The sequence below is a fragment of the Methylobacterium adhaesivum genome (genome assembly GCF_022179065.1).
In the GTDB taxonomy this organism is placed as follows: domain Bacteria; phylum Pseudomonadota; class Alphaproteobacteria; order Rhizobiales; family Beijerinckiaceae; genus Methylobacterium; species Methylobacterium adhaesivum.
Genome location: NZ_BPQD01000002.1, coordinates 142,735 through 157,203, shown reverse-complemented (window position 1 = coordinate 157,203; position 14,469 = coordinate 142,735). Strand labels below are relative to the sequence as shown.

General features: G+C 68.3%; 15 protein-coding genes. 3 read left to right on the top strand and 12 right to left on the bottom strand.

What is annotated here, in order from left to right; all coding sequences use genetic code 11:
• Positions 1 to 13 precede the first annotated feature (13 nt).
• The 8 genes from MFF01_RS03245 to MFF01_RS03210 form a co-directional block, all read right to left on the bottom strand.
• Complete coding sequence (locus MFF01_RS03245) at positions 14 to 1,123, bottom strand: hemolysin family protein (RefSeq protein WP_238221934.1); 1,110 nt, start codon at positions 1,121 to 1,123, stop codon at positions 14 to 16.
• A gap of 36 nt (positions 1,124 to 1,159) precedes the next feature.
• A complete protein-coding gene (gene ybeY / locus MFF01_RS03240; RefSeq protein WP_238221932.1) occupies positions 1,160 to 1,663 on the bottom strand; it encodes an rRNA maturation RNase YbeY in 504 nt (167 codons plus the stop codon).
• Positions 1,660 to 2,730, bottom strand: coding sequence for a PhoH family protein (locus MFF01_RS03235; protein ID WP_238222136.1), 1,071 nt, complete (start codon positions 2,728 to 2,730; stop codon positions 1,660 to 1,662). The genes ybeY and MFF01_RS03235 overlap by 4 nt, the downstream gene beginning before the upstream one ends.
• An 81-nt stretch (positions 2,731 to 2,811) precedes the next feature.
• Entirely contained in the window at positions 2,812 to 4,149 is a 1,338-nt protein-coding gene (miaB, locus tag MFF01_RS03230; RefSeq protein WP_238221929.1) for a tRNA (N6-isopentenyl adenosine(37)-C2)-methylthiotransferase MiaB, read from the bottom strand.
• An 83-nt stretch (positions 4,150 to 4,232) separates the two neighbouring features.
• On the bottom strand, positions 4,233 to 5,114 hold the full coding sequence (locus MFF01_RS03225; RefSeq protein ID WP_238221927.1) for a lysophospholipid acyltransferase family protein: 882 nt from the start codon (positions 5,112 to 5,114) through the stop codon (positions 4,233 to 4,235).
• A 16-nt stretch (positions 5,115 to 5,130) separates the two neighbouring features.
• A complete protein-coding gene (locus MFF01_RS03220; protein WP_238221925.1) occupies positions 5,131 to 5,652 on the bottom strand; it encodes a GNAT family N-acetyltransferase in 522 nt (173 codons plus the stop codon).
• Positions 5,649 to 6,326 carry a tRNA (adenosine(37)-N6)-threonylcarbamoyltransferase complex dimerization subunit type 1 TsaB gene (gene tsaB / locus MFF01_RS03215; protein ID WP_238221923.1) on the bottom strand — a complete coding sequence of 226 codons (678 nt, stop codon included), beginning with the start codon at positions 6,324 to 6,326 and terminating at the stop codon, positions 5,649 to 5,651. Before tsaB ends, MFF01_RS03220 begins: the two co-directional genes overlap by 4 nt.
• Before the next feature lie 154 nt (positions 6,327 to 6,480).
• Entirely contained in the window at positions 6,481 to 7,047 is a 567-nt protein-coding gene (locus MFF01_RS03210) for a NifU family protein (protein ID WP_238221919.1), read from the bottom strand.
• A gap of 273 nt (positions 7,048 to 7,320) precedes the next feature.
• On the opposite strand from MFF01_RS03210, the gene rplS reads away from it, so the two are divergent.
• A complete protein-coding gene (gene rplS, locus MFF01_RS03205) occupies positions 7,321 to 7,776 on the top strand; it encodes a 50S ribosomal protein L19 (RefSeq protein WP_238221918.1) in 456 nt (151 codons plus the stop codon).
• A gap of 263 nt (positions 7,777 to 8,039) precedes the next feature.
• On the opposite strand, the gene MFF01_RS03200 is transcribed toward rplS, so the two are convergent.
• From MFF01_RS03200 to leuD, 3 genes are all read right to left on the bottom strand, one after another.
• The gene (locus MFF01_RS03200; RefSeq protein WP_238221917.1) at positions 8,040 to 8,426 is read right to left on the bottom strand and encodes a RidA family protein; all 387 of its coding nucleotides are present in this window, start codon (positions 8,424 to 8,426) and stop codon (positions 8,040 to 8,042) included.
• Positions 8,423 to 9,613: a lytic murein transglycosylase gene (locus tag MFF01_RS03195; RefSeq protein WP_238221916.1), complete on the bottom strand. Its 1,191-nt coding sequence runs from the start codon at positions 9,611 to 9,613 to the stop codon at positions 8,423 to 8,425. The genes MFF01_RS03200 and MFF01_RS03195 overlap by 4 nt, the downstream gene beginning before the upstream one ends.
• Before the next feature lie 137 nt (positions 9,614 to 9,750).
• Complete coding sequence (gene leuD / locus MFF01_RS03190; protein ID WP_238221914.1) at positions 9,751 to 10,353, bottom strand: 3-isopropylmalate dehydratase small subunit; 603 nt, start codon at positions 10,351 to 10,353, stop codon at positions 9,751 to 9,753.
• Between the two features lie 143 nt (positions 10,354 to 10,496).
• Here leuD and MFF01_RS03185 point away from each other — a divergent pair, with 143 nt between their 5' ends.
• On the top strand, positions 10,497 to 10,667 hold the full coding sequence (locus MFF01_RS03185) for a hypothetical protein (RefSeq protein ID WP_238221912.1): 171 nt from the start codon (positions 10,497 to 10,499) through the stop codon (positions 10,665 to 10,667).
• Between the two features lie 24 nt (positions 10,668 to 10,691).
• On the opposite strand, the gene ccrA is transcribed toward MFF01_RS03185, so the two are convergent.
• Positions 10,692 to 11,972, bottom strand: coding sequence for a crotonyl-CoA carboxylase/reductase (gene ccrA, locus MFF01_RS03180; protein WP_238221910.1), 1,281 nt, complete (start codon positions 11,970 to 11,972; stop codon positions 10,692 to 10,694).
• Between the two features lie 391 nt (positions 11,973 to 12,363).
• Here ccrA and MFF01_RS03175 point away from each other — a divergent pair, with 391 nt between their 5' ends.
• Positions 12,364 to 14,409 carry an ethylmalonyl-CoA mutase gene (locus MFF01_RS03175; protein WP_238221909.1) on the top strand — a complete coding sequence of 682 codons (2,046 nt, stop codon included), beginning with the start codon at positions 12,364 to 12,366 and terminating at the stop codon, positions 14,407 to 14,409.
• Positions 14,410 to 14,469 lie beyond the last annotated feature (60 nt).

Sequence of the window (14,469 nt, the reverse complement as noted above, 5' to 3'; positions counted from 1 at the left end):
CTCGCGGGCGCTGTCACGAAGCGGGCGCTTCGAAGCCCGAATTGGCGACGGGCGGCGGTAGGGCGAGGGGCACCACGGCCGTGATCCGCGCGTCGCCGCGCTGCAGGCGCAGGCGCTTCACCCGGCGCGGATCGGCATCGAGAACCTCGAAAGCAAGGTCGCCCGGACCGGCGATGAACTCGCCGCGGGAGGGGACACGGCCGGCGAGCGTCACGATGAGGCCGCCGATGGTGTCGATCTCCTCGGCCATCTCGCCCACCGCCGCCACGAGGTCGACGCCGCTCGCTTCCGACACCTCGGCGAGGCCCGCGCGGGCATCGGCGACGAATACGTCGCCCTCGCCCTCGACGCGTTGGACGAGGCGCTCCTCCGACACGTCATGCTCGTCCTCGATGTCGCCCACCACCATCTCGATGAGGTCTTCGATGGAGATGAGCCCGTCGGTGCCGCCGTACTCGTCGATGACGAGGGCCATGTGGGTGCGCGTCGCTTGCATCCGTACCAGGAGGTCGATGGCCGGCATCGACGGGGGCACGAACAGGACCGGCCGCTGGATGCGCGCCGCCGCCAGAGTGACCGAGAGATCGACGTTGCCGAGGTTGAGCGAGCGCAGGGCCTGCGTGCCCCGCCGGGGCCGCGTCGGCGGGGCCTCGTTCTGCGGCTCAATGGGGGTGGCGCCGCCACGCCGCCCGCCCGCTTCGGCACGGGCTGCGATATGATCGACGAAGTCGCGGATGTGGACCATGCCCTTCGGGTCGTCGAGGGTCTCGCCATAGACGGGCAGGCGCGAATGCCCGTCCGCGCGGAACAGCTTGAGCAACTCGCCCAGAGTCGTGTCCATGGAGACGGCGACGATGTCGACACGCGGGATCATCACATCGTCGACCCGCACCTTGTGCAGGCCGAGCACGTTCTTGAGCATGGCCCGTTCGATGGGCGAGAACGCGTTCTCGCCCGAATCCGGCTCGGCCAGCCTGTCCTCGATGTCGTCGCGCAAGGAATCGCGCGGCCGGAGGTGGAACACGTGCAGCAGACGGTCGTACCAGGGCTCCCGGGGGTGAGCCTCACCGTCATTCGCGCTGGGCGCGGCCTGGGCCGCGCCGCGACTTCGATCGTTCGTCATGTCTCTCTGATCTGGAATGGCAGGCGCTGCTGCCGCTCAATCGGCGTAGGGATCGGGCACACCCAGAGTCCCGAGGGCCGCGATTTCGAGGGCCTCCATGGCCTCCGCATCCGCGTCGCCCGTCTCGTGGTCCTGACCGAGGAGGTGGAGGGTGCCATGGACAAGCAGGTGTGCGAGGTGGTGGCTGAGCGGCTTCGACTGCTCGGCACTCTCGCGCAGCATCGTGTCATACGCAAGAACGACATCGCCCAACGGCCGCGCCATTCCCACATGGTGGGGCTGCGGGGGCGCAGGAAACGACAGGACGTTGGTGGGCTTGTCCTTGCCCCGCCACGTCTTGTTCAGGGCCTGCACGGCCGCGTCGGTGGTCAACAGGATGCTGATCTCGACGGCGTCCGCCGGCGCATCCGGCGCGATGGCGAGCCCCGCCGTAACGGCGCGAATCACGAAGTCCTCGAGATCGGGAACCACCGTTTCCCAGCGGTCGTCCTCGACGGCGACGTCGATCTCGGGGGCAGGAATCTCCCGGGGAATGGTCATGCGTTCGGCCGGCGGCGCGGGGTCGGGTTGCGGTCGGACTCATGCTCGCCGTGGGCGGCCGATTCGTAGGCGGTGACGATGCGGCGCACGAGGTCGTGGCGGACCACGTCGACGTCGCGGAAGGTGACGCGGCCGATGCCTTCGACCCCGTCGAGGATGTTGACGGCTTCCACGAGGCCCGAGCGCTGGCCCGGCGGCAGGTCGATCTGGCTCGGATCGCCGGTGACGATCATCCGCGAGTTCTCGCCGAGGCGGGTCAAGAACATCTTCATCTGCATGGAGGTGGTGTTCTGCGCCTCGTCGAGGAGCACCACGGCGTTGGTGAGGGTGCGCCCACGCATGAAGGCCAGCGGTGCGATCTCGATGATGCCCGTCTGCAGACCGCGGTCGACATGGCGCGCTTCCATGAAGTCGTAGAGCGCGTCGTAGATCGGTCGGAGATAGGGGTCGACCTTCTCGCGCATGTCGCCGGGCAGGAACCCGAGGCGCTCGCCGGCCTCGACGGCGGGGCGGGACAGGACGATGCGCTCGACATGGCCCTGCTCCAGCAGGGAGACGGCGTGGCCCACGGCGAGCCAGGTCTTGCCGGTGCCGGCCGGCCCCTCGGCGAAGACGAGTTCGCGGCTGCGCAGGAGCTTGATGTAGGCGTCTTGCGCCGTGTTGCGGGCCCGCACCGCCCCGCGTCGGCGGGTGGCGATCTGGTCGAAGACCGGCCGGTCGGCCTCCGCGCTGACCTCGGCCGCCGGGAACAGGGTCCCCTGCTGCGTCGTCTCCTGGATCGCGCCGTCAACATCGCCGAGCGTCAGGGCGGTGCCGCTCGCCCGCACGCGGGCATACAGGCGCTCGAACACCTTGCGGGCCTTCTCCGCCGCCTCGGGCGATCCCTTGACGACGAGGTGGTTGCCGAGCGCCGTGGCCGTGACGGCGAGGCGCCGCTCAATATGGGCGACATTCTGGTCGTACTGTCCGAACACCAGACTGGCGAGGCGGTTGTCGTCGAAGGTCAGGGAGGCTTCCACGGCTTCGCCGATCTCGCCCAAGCGCGCCGCCGGGCCGCGTCCACGCAACGGGCTGACCCGGCCGATCCCGTCAGATGCTGACACGCACGTTCCCTTCGCTTGTTGGCCGATCGGGCCGGCCCTGTCTGCTCACGCCGCTGCCGCGTCGGCGACGGCCTCACCGAACAGGCTGTTGGAGCCGGCGCGGACGATCCGCACGGGCACCACGGTTCCGATGGTGGATGTGGGCGCGTCGAACTGAACGGGGAGGAGGTGCGGCGTCTTGCCGGCGACCTGACCGGGATGACGCCCGGCCTTCTCGACCAGCACGTCCACGGTCGCGCCGACGAACGACGCGTTGAAGGCGTGCCGCTGTTCGTCGAGGAGCGCTTGGAGCGCCTGAAGGCGGGCCGATTTCACATCCTCCGGCACCGCATCGGCCCACTCCGCCGCCGGGGTCCCGGGGCGCGGGCTGTACTTGAACGAGTAGGCACTGGCGAAGCCGATCTCGGCGACGAGGCGCATCGTCTCCGCGAACTCGGCCTCGGTCTCGCCGGGGAAGCCGACGATGAAGTCCGACGACAGGGCGATGTCGGGTCGGACGGCGCGGACCTCGGCGATGAGGGCGCGGTAGGCGTCCGCCGTGTGCTTGCGGTTCATCGCCTTCAGCACCCGGTCGGAGCCCGACTGCACCGGCAGGTGCAGGAACGGCATCAGGGCGGGGATGTCGCCATGCGCCGCCACGAGGTCGGGCGCCATGTCGTTGGGGTGGCTGGTGGTGTAGCGCAGACGCAGGAGGCCCGGTAGGGCCGCGATGGTGCGCATGAGGTCCGGCAGGGTCGCGGCCCCGCCGTCGAGGCCGACGCCATGATAGGCGTTCACGTTCTGGCCGATGAGGGTGATCTCGCGGGCGCCGCCCGCGATCAGCCGTTCCGCTTCGGCGCGGATCGCCGCGACGGAGCGCGAGACCTCCGCGCCCCGGGTGTAGGGCACGACGCAGAAGGCGCAGAACTTGTCGCAGCCCTCCTGCACCGTGAGGAAGGCCGTGACTCCGAGGGTGCGGCGGGTGGGCAGGTGATCGAACTTGTTCTCGACGGGAAATTCCGTGTCGACGACGCGCTTCGTACGCGAACGGGCGAGGAGGTCGGGCAGGCGGTGATAGTTCTGCGGGCCGACCACCACGTCGACGGTGGGCGCCCGGGACAGGATCTCGGCGCCCTCCGCCTGGGCGACGCAGCCCGCGACGACGATGCGGGTCTCCTGGCCGGCCTCGGCGCGTGCGGCTTTGAGGACGCGCAGGCGCCCGAGTTCCGAATAGACCTTATCGGCGGCCTTCTCGCGGATGTGGCAGGTGTTGAGGATGACGACGTCGGCATCCTCCGCCGTGTCCGTCGCGGTGTAGCCCTCGGCGCCGAGCACGTCCGCCATTCGGGTGGCGTCGTAGGCGTTCATCTGGCAGCCGTAGGATTTGACGAAGGCTTTCTTCAACAGTCCGGTCCCGACCCGCATTCGCTCACGCCCTTAGCACGCTTCGCGCGACGCGTCGCGACCCCCGGCCCGTCGCCATCGCCTCACAGGGCGGGGACTCCGGAGGCTGTCTCGGCCGGTGCCGCGTCGGGCCTTTGATGGGCGCCGTCCCAGACTTCACCCTTCGGCGAGCGGCCGGTGACGGCCCGTTGCAGGGCCTCACGGACGGAGGCTTCCGCGAGCGCGGTCGCGCGCTTGCGGTCGGTGCCGGCCTCGAAGGCGATGGGGGCGCCCCAGACCACGTGCACGTCGATGGGGCCGTTCTCGAAGAACTCGGCGAGGTGGGGGGCGAGCTCCATGTCGCCATACCAGGCCACGCCCGGCCGCTCGGAGCGCACCAGGGGCAGGCCATTGCGGCGCGGATAGGTGAGTGCCAGGGGTTGAAGCCGGATGCGCTCGGGACCGCCGGACGACCCGTCGATGGCCGCGCGCGCGGCCCCCACCAGGGAGGAGCGGAACGGAAGCAGGCGGGTGCCGTCCCCCGTGGTGCCTTCCGCGAACAGCACGATGAGGTCGCCGGCGGCCAGCCGGTCGGCGACGGTGGCGTTCACGGCGGCCGTCGCCGTGCGCCGGGTGCGGTCGATGAACACCGTGCGCTGGAGGCGCGCCAGGGTGCCGACGACGGGCCAGCCGGCGATCTCGGATTTCGCCACGAAGGAGAGGGGGCGCAGGGACCCGAGGACGAGGATGTCGAGCCAGGACACATGGTTGGCGAGCACCAGGGCCGCCTCGCCGGGGGCCGGCGGGGTACCGCTCTGGGTCACGCGCACGCCGAACAGGTGCAGGAAGACGCGGTGGAACCGCGTCGGCAGATGTCCGGCCAAGCGCCCGCGCCCGTAGCGGAGGCTGAGCGCATGCGGCCCGACCATCGCCCCGAAGGCGAGGGCGCACAGCACAAGGCGCAGAACCGTCCCGAAGCGCGTCATCCGGCCGCCCGGTGCCTCACGCCAGCTCGGCCGTCATGGTGAGGGCGGTGGCCCGGCTGCCGTCGGCACGGGCGTAGTAGCCCGTACGCTCCCCGACCTGCCGGAAGCCGTGGCGGGCATAGAGCTTCAGGGCCGGCGTGTTGCCCTCGTCGACCTCGAGATGGACCCGCCGCACGCCCGACAGGGTGAGATGGGCGAGATGATCGGCGACGAGCTGCCGACTCAGGCCGTTCCCCCGCAGGCTCGGGGACAGGACCACCGTGAGGATCTCGGCCTCGTCCGCCACGCGGCGCGAGAGCACGAACCCCTGGATGGCGCCGCCCTTCCACAGGGCATGGGCTTCCGTGGAGCGCTCGCACAGCATGCGCTCGAATTCGTGGGCGTCCCAGGGGCGGGCGAAGGCGGTGGCGTGGAGGCGGGCGAGGACGCGGGCCTGACCCGAATCGCGCAAGACCGCCACGTAGGGCGCGCCGCCCCAGCCTTCCCACCACGCGGACCAGAGTTCGAAGGGCCAGAACGGGGCCAGCGGTCGCGTCATCGGCGGGCGAGCCTCGCGTGATCCTGGGGCTGCGCATCGGGGCCGCGCAGGTAGAGGGGCCGGGCCAGCGCCTGGGCCGGATCGGCCAGCATGCCGAGGGAGGCGACCCAGGCGATGTCGGATGCGCCGGTGCCGGCGAGGTGCACGTCGAGGCCGCGCGCCTTCAACAGGGCGGCAAGGGCCGGGACGCCGGAGCCGACGAGGGTCACCTGGCCATCCAGAAGGGCGGCGGCCTCCTCAAGGGGCATCAGGCTCGGGGGCACCACGATCCCGTCGGCCATGCTCATGGCCTGGAGGTAGATGGCGCCGTGGCGGGCATCGATGGCGGCGACGATGAGGCCCGCGCCGCCGAGTGCCAGCAGCGGGGCCAGGAGGGCCGACAGCGTGGTGACGCCGACCACGGGAATCGCGGCGGCGAGGCCGATGGCGCGGGCCGCCGACAACCCGACGCGCAGGCCGGTGTAGCTGCCCGGCCCCACGGTGACGGCGACGCGGTCGATGGCCTCGAACCCACCGTCGACGCGGGCGACCACGCGCTCGATCATGGGCAGCAGGGCTTCGGCATGGCCGCGCCCGAGGATCATCGACTCATGGGCGAGCAGATCGTCGGATGCGTCCGTCGCGATGCAGACGGAGCAGGCGTCGAGCGCCGTATCGATGGCCAGGATACGCAACGTCACTCCCGAACTGCCCGGCGTCCGGAAGCCCAATGTCCTCCCGCCGGGGCCGCGATGGTAGGACAAAAACGGCCGCCCCGTGAGAGCGGGGCGGCCGTTTCCGTTGGATTCACGCGGCAGTGTTGCCGCTTTGCGCCGGCGCGGCGGTCGCTCAGATCGCCTGGACCTCGCGGATTTCCGGCAGGAAGTGGCGGAATAGGTTCTGCACGCCGTGGCGCAGGGTGGCGGTGGAGGAGGGGCATCCCGAGCAGGCGCCCTTCATCTCGAGGTAGACCACCCCCTCCTTGTAGCCCCGGAAGGTGATGTCGCCGCCGTCGCCCGCCACCGCCGGGCGCACGCGGGTCTCGAGCAGGTCCTTGATCGTCACCACCGTCTCGGCGTCGGCGGGATCGAAGAATTCTTCCGCGTCGTCGTCCCCCGCGCTCGTGCCCTCGGCGAGCACGGGGGCGCCGGACTGAAAGTGCTCCATGATGGCGCCGAGGATGGCGGGCTTCACCTGCGGCCACAGGTTCTCGTCCTCGGCCTTGGTGACGGAGATGAAGTCGTGGCCGAGATAGACCCCGGCGACGCCCGGCACGTCGAACAGGCGCTGCGCCAGGGGCGAGCGGGCGGCGGCCTCGGCATCGCGCGCCTCGAACGTGCCCTGATCGAGCACCACTCGGCCGGGCAGGAACTTCAGGGTGGCGGGATTCGGGGTGGCTTCGGTCTGGATGAACATGGGTTGGAGATCCTCGTCCGCTGCGCCGGTTCAAGGCCGGCCGGGAGTGGTGCCGCATTCCTGCGGCATCCCTCTCCATGTGGACCGCGCGGAGGGTTTTCTCAACCGGGCTTCGAGGCTGCCGCCTCGCCGGAACGCAATATCGGGTACCCGATATTGGACAAGCGAAGCCCTCTCGTGTATGGCCCGCGGCAACTCAAAACAGGATGCCGAAATCCTGACGCACGCGGTCCCATCCGGGGATCGTCGGGCGCGCACCGGCAGGACATGACCATGAACATCATTCAACAGCTCGAGCAGGAGCAGATCGCTGCGCTCGGCAAGACCATCCCCGATTTCCAGCCCGGCGACACGGTGATCGTGAACGTCAAGGTGAAGGAAGGCGAGCGCACTCGCGTTCAGGCCTACGAGGGTGTGGTGATCGCCCGCTCCGGCGGCAGCATCAACGAGAACTTCACCGTCCGTAAGATTTCCTACGGCGAGGGCGTCGAGCGCGTGTTCCCGCTCTATGGGCCGCTGATCGATTCCATCGTCGTCGTGCGCCGCGGCAAGGTCCGTCGCGCCAAGCTGTACTACCTGCGCGATCGTCGCGGTAAGTCCGCCCGTATCGTCGAGCGCGCCGACCGCCCGGCCGAGAAGGCCGCCAAGGCCGACGCTTCGAAGGCGAACAAGGACGCCCGCAAGGCCGAGAAGGCTGCGAAGTCCGCCGCGAAGACCGCCGCCGAGTAAGTTTCTTCGTCCCTGGACGAACGGGAAAGGCCGGGCTGATGCCCGGCCTTTTTTGTTTTAGGCTGACACACTCAAAACGAGTGCGGCTGATCGGGTCTGGATTCGGACCGGACGAAGCGCAGGTCCCCTCTCCTGCAAGGAGAGGGACAGGGTGAGGTGCGTAAACTCTCCGGATAGGTCACACACCTCACCCCAAACCTCTCCCTCCAGGAAAGGGCGCTCGTCGCGACTTTTCGATCCCGGATAATCAGCCGGAAGCGGTATCAGTCGATCCGCGCCGTGACCTCGATCTCGACCTTCATCTCGGGGCGCAGCAGTCCCGCGACGATGACGATGGTCGCCGCCGGTCGGCTCGTCGCAAGAATGCGACTGCAGACGCTCAGGATCGCCTCCGCGTCCGCCCGGTCGGTGACGTAGTAGGTCGCCCGGACGATCTCCTCGACCGATGTGCCGGCTTCCTGAAGGACGCCCGCGATGGTGCGCCAGCACGCCTCCGTCTGGGCCCCGGCCGAATCCGGAAGGCTCATGGTGGCGTAATCGTACCCGGTGGTGCCTGCGACGAAGACGAACCCGTCCTGCACCACGGCACGGGAATAGCCGCAGGCTGCCTCGAACGGCGAACCCGACGAGATCAGGCGTCGTCCGCTCATCCCCGCTGCAACGCCTGGAGCACCTTCGCGCCGGGGCGCCCGGTCACCGGCATGCCCAGGCTGCGCTCGATCTCCTTGATGGCGTCGCGGGTCTTGGCGCCGACCTTGCCGTCGGGCTCGCCGACGTCGTAGCCGCGGGCGGCGAGACGGGTCTGGAGATCGCGGCGCTCGGCGCGCGACAGGGGCGGATCGTCGGTGGGCCATTCGGCCTGGATGCCGGCCCGGCCCCGAAGCCGGTCTGAGAGGACCGCGATGGCAAGGCCGTAGGATTCGGCGGCGTTGTAGGAGTAGAGGGCGTCGAAGTTCTTCGTCACCGCGAAGGCCGGCCCGTCGACGCCGGCGGGTATCAGGATGCCGATGGGCGCGTCGCCATTGAGCGGCCGGCCGTCGACGCGGGTGACGCCCATGGCGGTCCAATGCGAGGGGGCATGGCGGTTCTTGCGCCCGGCGGCGGCGGCGTTGAAGCCGCGCGGCAGGCGCACCTCGTAGCCCCAGGGCTGCCCATTTTGCCATTTCGCCACGCGCAGGAAGTTCGCCGTCGAGGCCACGGCATCGGGGACCGAATCGACGAGGTCGCGGCGTCCGTCGCCGTCGCCGTCGACGGCGAGGCGCTGGTAGGTGGTGGGCATGAACTGGGTCTGGCCGAAGGCGCCGGCCCAGGAGCCGTTGAGGCGCGACGGATCGATGTCGCCGCGCTCGATGATCTTCAGGGTGGCCATCAGCTCGCCCTTGAAGAAATCCTTGCGGCGGTGATTCGCGCAGATCAGAGTCGCGAAGGACTGGACCAGGGGCATCTTGCCGAGGTTCTTGCCGAAGTTCGATTCGACGCCCCACACGGCCGCGATGGTGTGGCGGTCGACGCCGTAGCGGCTCTCCGCGTTGGCGAGGGCCTGTGCGTGCTGGCGCATGGCCGCCTTGCCGTCCTCGACACGCTCCTCGTCGACCAGGGCCGCCATGTAGTCCCAGATCGGCGTCTTGAACTCAGGCTGGGCCTGGGCGAGTTCGAGCACTTTGGGATCATACTGGATGCCGTTCGTCGCGGCGCGGAACGTCTGGGCGGAGATGCCCTGCGCGGCGGCCTGGGCCTGCAGCCCGGCAAGGCAGTCCTGGAAATCGGCCCGGGCCGCCGGGGCGGCGGCGGCCCCCGCGAGGCAAAATAGGGCGGTGAGCGTCGCGCGCGGCGTCATGGGCGGTCTCCGGAGCGGGGGCGGGTCACCCCAATCTTAAGGCGTGCTCAAGGTAAACGAACCATGTGCACGTCCTATCTCCGCATCCCACCCGAAACCCGAATCTTTCGTGAACCCTGGAGCGTCGCGGTGCTCGCTCAGACCCAGCCGCGTTGCGCGAGCTTGGCCTCGTAGGCGTCGATGGCCGGGGCTCGCTTCAGGGTCAGGCCGATCTCGTCGAGGCCGTTGAGAAGGCTCTCCTTGCGGCCGGAATCGATGTCGAAATGGAGGGTGCCGCCGTCCGGCCCCTTGATGGTCTGTGCTTCGAGATCGACGGACAGGGTGGCGTTGGCGCCGCGCTCGGCATCCTCGAACAGCTTTTCGAGGTCTTCGGGCGAAACCGTGATCGCCAGGATGCCGTTCTTGGCGCAATTGTTGAAGAAGATATCGGCAAAGCTCGTGGAGATCACGCAGCGGATGCCGAAATCCGTCAGCGCCCACGGCGCATGCTCGCGCGACGAGCCGCAGCCGAAATTGTCGCCGACCACGAGGATCTTGGCGTTGCGATAGGCGGGCTGGTTGAGGACGAAATCAGGGTTCTCGGAGCCGTCGTCGCGATAGCGCATCTCGGAGAACAGACCCTTGCCGAGGCCCGTGCGCTTGATGGTCTTGAGGTACTGCTTGGGGATGATGCGGTCGGTGTCGACGTTGACGATCCGCATGGGCGCCGCGACGCCCTCCAGGGTGGTGAATTTTTCCATTGCTCGGGCGCCGTCCGGTGCGAGTCTGTGTCGGAGGGCTGTCTATCAGCGTGTGCGCCGCCCCGAAACCGGCTGCCGATGCGTCTCGCGAACGTCGTCGCCCTGGCCTATGCTGATTCGACAGGACCGACCGGGACGAGCCGATGACCGACACCGCCAACCAGTTCAAGAAAGCGCCGAAACGCAAGAAGGAGAAGACCCGCTCCGTCCAGGTCTCGCCCGAGATGCGGCAGGCCTACGCCGATCTCATCAAGCAGAAGGAGGAGCGGGAGGATTACGCGAAACACCTGCCCTCGAACGACAAGGGCAGGTGAGTTCTCAGTCCGCGTTCTCGAAGATCAGCCCTTCCGGCCGGCCTCGACGACGTCCTCGACCGTCCGCAGGCCGGGGCGCGGGGAATTGACGAGGCAGGCCATGTTGCCCGGCGCGTGCTGGTTCTTCCACATCTTGGTGTGGGCCTGGGGAATTTTGTCCCAGGGGAAGACCTCGCTCATGCACGGGTCGATCTTCTGATCGAGGATGAACTGGTTGGCGGCGGACGCCTGCTTAAGGTGGGCGAAGTGCGAACCCTGGATGCGCTTCTGGCGCATCCAGACGTAGCGGGCGTCGAAGGTGATGTTGAAGCCGGTGGTACCGGCGCAGAACACGATCATGCCGCCGCGCTTGGCCACCAGGGTCGAGACCGGGAAGGTCGACTCGCCCGGATGCTCGAACACGATGTCGACGTCATTGCCCTTGCCGGTGATATCCCAGATCGCCTTACCGAACTTCCGGGCCTCCTTGAGCCAGGTGTTGTATTCGGGGCTGTTCACCTTCGGCAGCTGGCCCCAGCAGTCGAAGTCCTTGCGGTTGATGACGCCCTTGGCGCCCAGGCTCATGACGTAGTCGCGCTTCGAATCGTCCGAGATCACCGCGATGGCGTTGGCCCCCGAGGCCGCGCAGAGCTGCACGGCGAACACGCCGAGGCCGCCCGAGGCGCCCCAGACGAGGACGTTCTGGCCCGGGCGCACGGTGTGGGGCGCGTGGCCGAACAGCATGCGGTAGGCGGTGGCGAGGGTGAGGGTGTAGCAGGCCGCCTCTTCCCAGGTCAGGTGCTGGGGGCGGACCATGAGCTGGCGCGACTGCACCCGGCAGAACTGGGCGAAGGAGCCGTCTCCGGTCTCGTAGCCCCAGATCCGCTGGGACGGCGAGAACATCGGGTCGCCGCCGTTGCACTCCTCGTCGTCGCCGTCGTCGCGGTTGCAGTGGACGATGACCTCGTCACCGACCTTCCAGCGCTTCACCTTGGCGCCGACCTTCCAGACGATGCCCGAGGCGTCGGAGCCGGCGATGTGGTACTCGCCCTTGTGCACGTCGAAGGGCGAGATCGGCTCGCCGAGGCCGGCCCACACGCCGTTGTAGTTCACGCCGGCGGCCATGACGTAGACGAGCACTTCGTCGTCGCCGATGTCCCACACCGGCAGAACCTCGAGCTGGTGAGACTCCTCCGGCGGCCCATGGCGTTCGCGGCGGATCGCCCACGCATACATCTTGGCCGGCACGTGACCGAGGGGCGGAACCTCGCCCATCTCGTACAGATCCTTGAGTTCGGTCGTGCTCGACGCAGCACTCGCGGCCATTGGGCTCTCCCTAAGTTGTTCTGAGGGCCCCTATATCGGCGAACCTGGACCGCTCCAAGGCCCCACAAAGGTCATAGGGGCGCCGCGCTTGGGGACGAACTGGGGCATCCGCCCGACACGCAATCCGTATTCAATATTCGAACTGCGGATCCATCGCGTCGGAGGAGCCGAAATCGTAGCATTATCAGTATTTTAGACGCGAAAGGGTTGGTCGGGGCCATGCAAGGGTCTTCAATTCCCTTGCGCCACCTTTGTAGAATTTTTCCAAGGCTTTGCGTGCCAACGCCGCCGCCGTGAACCTTCGGCCAGATGACGGGCACGCCGCGCTTGGTTAGGGTGCCGCCGATCATGCGCAGGCAGCGCGGCACAGCATTCAACGGAGTCGAGTGGAATGAGCGCGAACGCGACCGTCGCCGAGGTCAAGCGCGACAAGCCCTGGATCATCCGGACCTATGCCGGGCATTCCAACGCCAAGGAATCGAACGCACTCTATCGCGGCAACCTCGCCAAGGGCCAGACCGGCCTCTCGGTGGCCTTCGATCTGCCGACGCAGACGGGCTACGACCCTGACCACGAGCTGGCGCGCGGCGAGGTCGGCAAGGTCGGCGTCTCCATCGCGCATTTAGGCGACATGCGGACCCTATTCGACCAGATTCCGCTGCAGCAGATGAACACCTCGATGACCATCAACGCCACGGCGCCGTGGCTGTTGTCGCTCTACCTCGCCGTGGCCGAAGAGCAGGGCGCGCCGTTCGCGGGGCTGCAGGGCACGACGCAGAACGACATCATCAAGGAATACCTGTCGCGCGGCACCTATGTGTTCCCGCCGGCGCCGAGCCTGCGGCTGACCAAGGACGTGATCCTGTTCACCACCAAGGCAGTGCCGAAGTGGAACCCGATGAACGTCTGCTCCTACCACCTGCAGGAGGCCGGAGCGACGCCGGTGCAGGAGCTGTCCTACGCGCTCGCCATCGCCATCGCGGTCCTCGACACCGTGCGCGACGACCCCGATTTCGACGAGGCGAGCTTCGCCGACGTGTTCAGCCGCATCTCGTTCTTCGTGAACGCCGGCATGCGGTTCGTCACCGAGATCTGCAAGATGCGCGCATTCTCCGAACTCTGGGATGAGATCGCCCAGGAGCGCTACGGCATCACCGACCCGAAGAAGCGCATTTTTCGCTATGGCGTTCAGGTGAACAGCCTCGGCCTCACCGAGCAGCAGCCCGAGAACAACGTCCATCGCATCCTCATCGAGATGCTGGCCGTCACCCTGTCGAAGCGGGCGCGGGCCCGCGCCGTGCAGCTGCCGGCCTGGAACGAGGCACTCGGCCTGCCGCGCCCCTGGGACCAGCAATGGTCCATGCGCATGCAGCAGATCCTCGCCTTCGAGACCGATCTCCTCGAATACGACGACATCTTCGACGGTTCGACGGTGATCGACGCCAAGGTCGAGTCTCTCAAGGCCGAGACCCGCAAGGCGCTCGAAGAGATCGGCGGCATCGGCGGGGCGGTGGCGGCCGTCGAGACCGGCGCCCTGAAGCGGGCCCTGGTCGAATCCAACGCCAAGCGTATCTCGGCCATCGAGGCCGGCGATCAGGTCGTGGTCGGCGTCAACAAGTTCCAGGCCGGCGAGCCCTCGCCGCTCACCGCCGGGGAGGGCGCGATCTTCACCGTCTCCGAGACCGTCGAGATGGAGGCCGAGCAGCGCATCCGCGCCTGGCGGTCGCAGCGGGATAGCGAGGCCGTCGAGAAGGCGCTCGCCGATCTCGAAGCAGCGGCGCGCTCGGGCGCCAACATCATGCCGGTCTCCATCGCCGCGGCCAAAGCCGGCGTCACCACGGGCGAGTGGGGCGGTCGCCTGCGCGAGGTGTTCGGCGAGTACCGCGCCCCCACGGGCGTGACCCTGGAGACCGTGTCGTCGGGCGCGGCCGAGGAGGCCAAGCTTCTCATCGCCGATCTCGGGGAGCGCCTCGGCGAGACCCCGAAGCTCGTGGTCGGCAAGCCCGGCCTCGACGGACATTCCAACGGCGCCGAGCAGATCGCCCTGCGGGCCCGCGATGTCGGCTTCGATGTGACCTACGACGGTATTCGCCAGACCCCGGCCGAGATCGTCGCCAAGGCGAAGGAGACCGGCGCCCACGTTGTCGGTCTGTCGATCCTGTCGGGATCGCATGTGCCGCTCGTGCGCGACGTGAAGGCGAAGATGCGCGAGGCCGGCCTCGACCATATCCCCGTGGTGGTGGGCGGCATCATCTCGCCCGACGACGAACTCGTCTTGAAGAACATGGGCGTCACGGCGGTCTACACACCGAAGGACTACGTCCTCGACACCATCATGATCGGCCTCGCCAAGGTGGTGAACCGGGCGCTGGACAAGCAGGCCGCCGACAAGGCGGACGGCATCGGCCAGGGGCGCAAGGCCGAACAGGTGTTCTGAGGGGCCTTCCGCCTCTAGGGCACCCTAAGTCCGGGGATTCCGAAGGGATCATCCCTTCGG

Excerpts from the sequence above, each read along its gene's own strand:
- leuD (WP_238221914.1), bottom strand. The coding sequence starts at position 10,353 with ATGGAAAAATTCACCACCCTGGAGGGCGTCGCGGCGCCCATGCGGATC.
- MFF01_RS03225 (WP_238221927.1), bottom strand. The coding sequence starts at position 5,114 with ATGACGCGCTTCGGGACGGTTCTGCGCCTTGTGCTGTGCGCCCTCGCC.
- MFF01_RS03195 (WP_238221916.1), bottom strand. The coding sequence starts at position 9,613 with ATGACGCCGCGCGCGACGCTCACCGCCCTATTTTGCCTCGCGGGGGCC.
- MFF01_RS03210 (WP_238221919.1), bottom strand. The coding sequence starts at position 7,047 with ATGTTCATCCAGACCGAAGCCACCCCGAATCCCGCCACCCTGAAGTTC.
- MFF01_RS03220 (WP_238221925.1), bottom strand. The coding sequence starts at position 5,652 with ATGACGCGACCGCTGGCCCCGTTCTGGCCCTTCGAACTCTGGTCCGCG.
- ybeY (WP_238221932.1), bottom strand. The coding sequence starts at position 1,663 with ATGACCATTCCCCGGGAGATTCCTGCCCCCGAGATCGACGTCGCCGTC.
- MFF01_RS03185 (WP_238221912.1), top strand. The coding sequence starts at position 10,497 with ATGACCGACACCGCCAACCAGTTCAAGAAAGCGCCGAAACGCAAGAAG.
- MFF01_RS03200 (WP_238221917.1), bottom strand. The coding sequence starts at position 8,426 with ATGAGCGGACGACGCCTGATCTCGTCGGGTTCGCCGTTCGAGGCAGCC.
- MFF01_RS03175 (WP_238221909.1), top strand. The coding sequence starts at position 12,364 with ATGAGCGCGAACGCGACCGTCGCCGAGGTCAAGCGCGACAAGCCCTGG.
- MFF01_RS03245 (WP_238221934.1), bottom strand. The coding sequence starts at position 1,123 with ATGACGAACGATCGAAGTCGCGGCGCGGCCCAGGCCGCGCCCAGCGCG.
- ccrA (WP_238221910.1), bottom strand. The coding sequence starts at position 11,972 with ATGGCCGCGAGTGCTGCGTCGAGCACGACCGAACTCAAGGATCTGTAC.
- rplS (WP_238221918.1), top strand. The coding sequence starts at position 7,321 with ATGAACATCATTCAACAGCTCGAGCAGGAGCAGATCGCTGCGCTCGGC.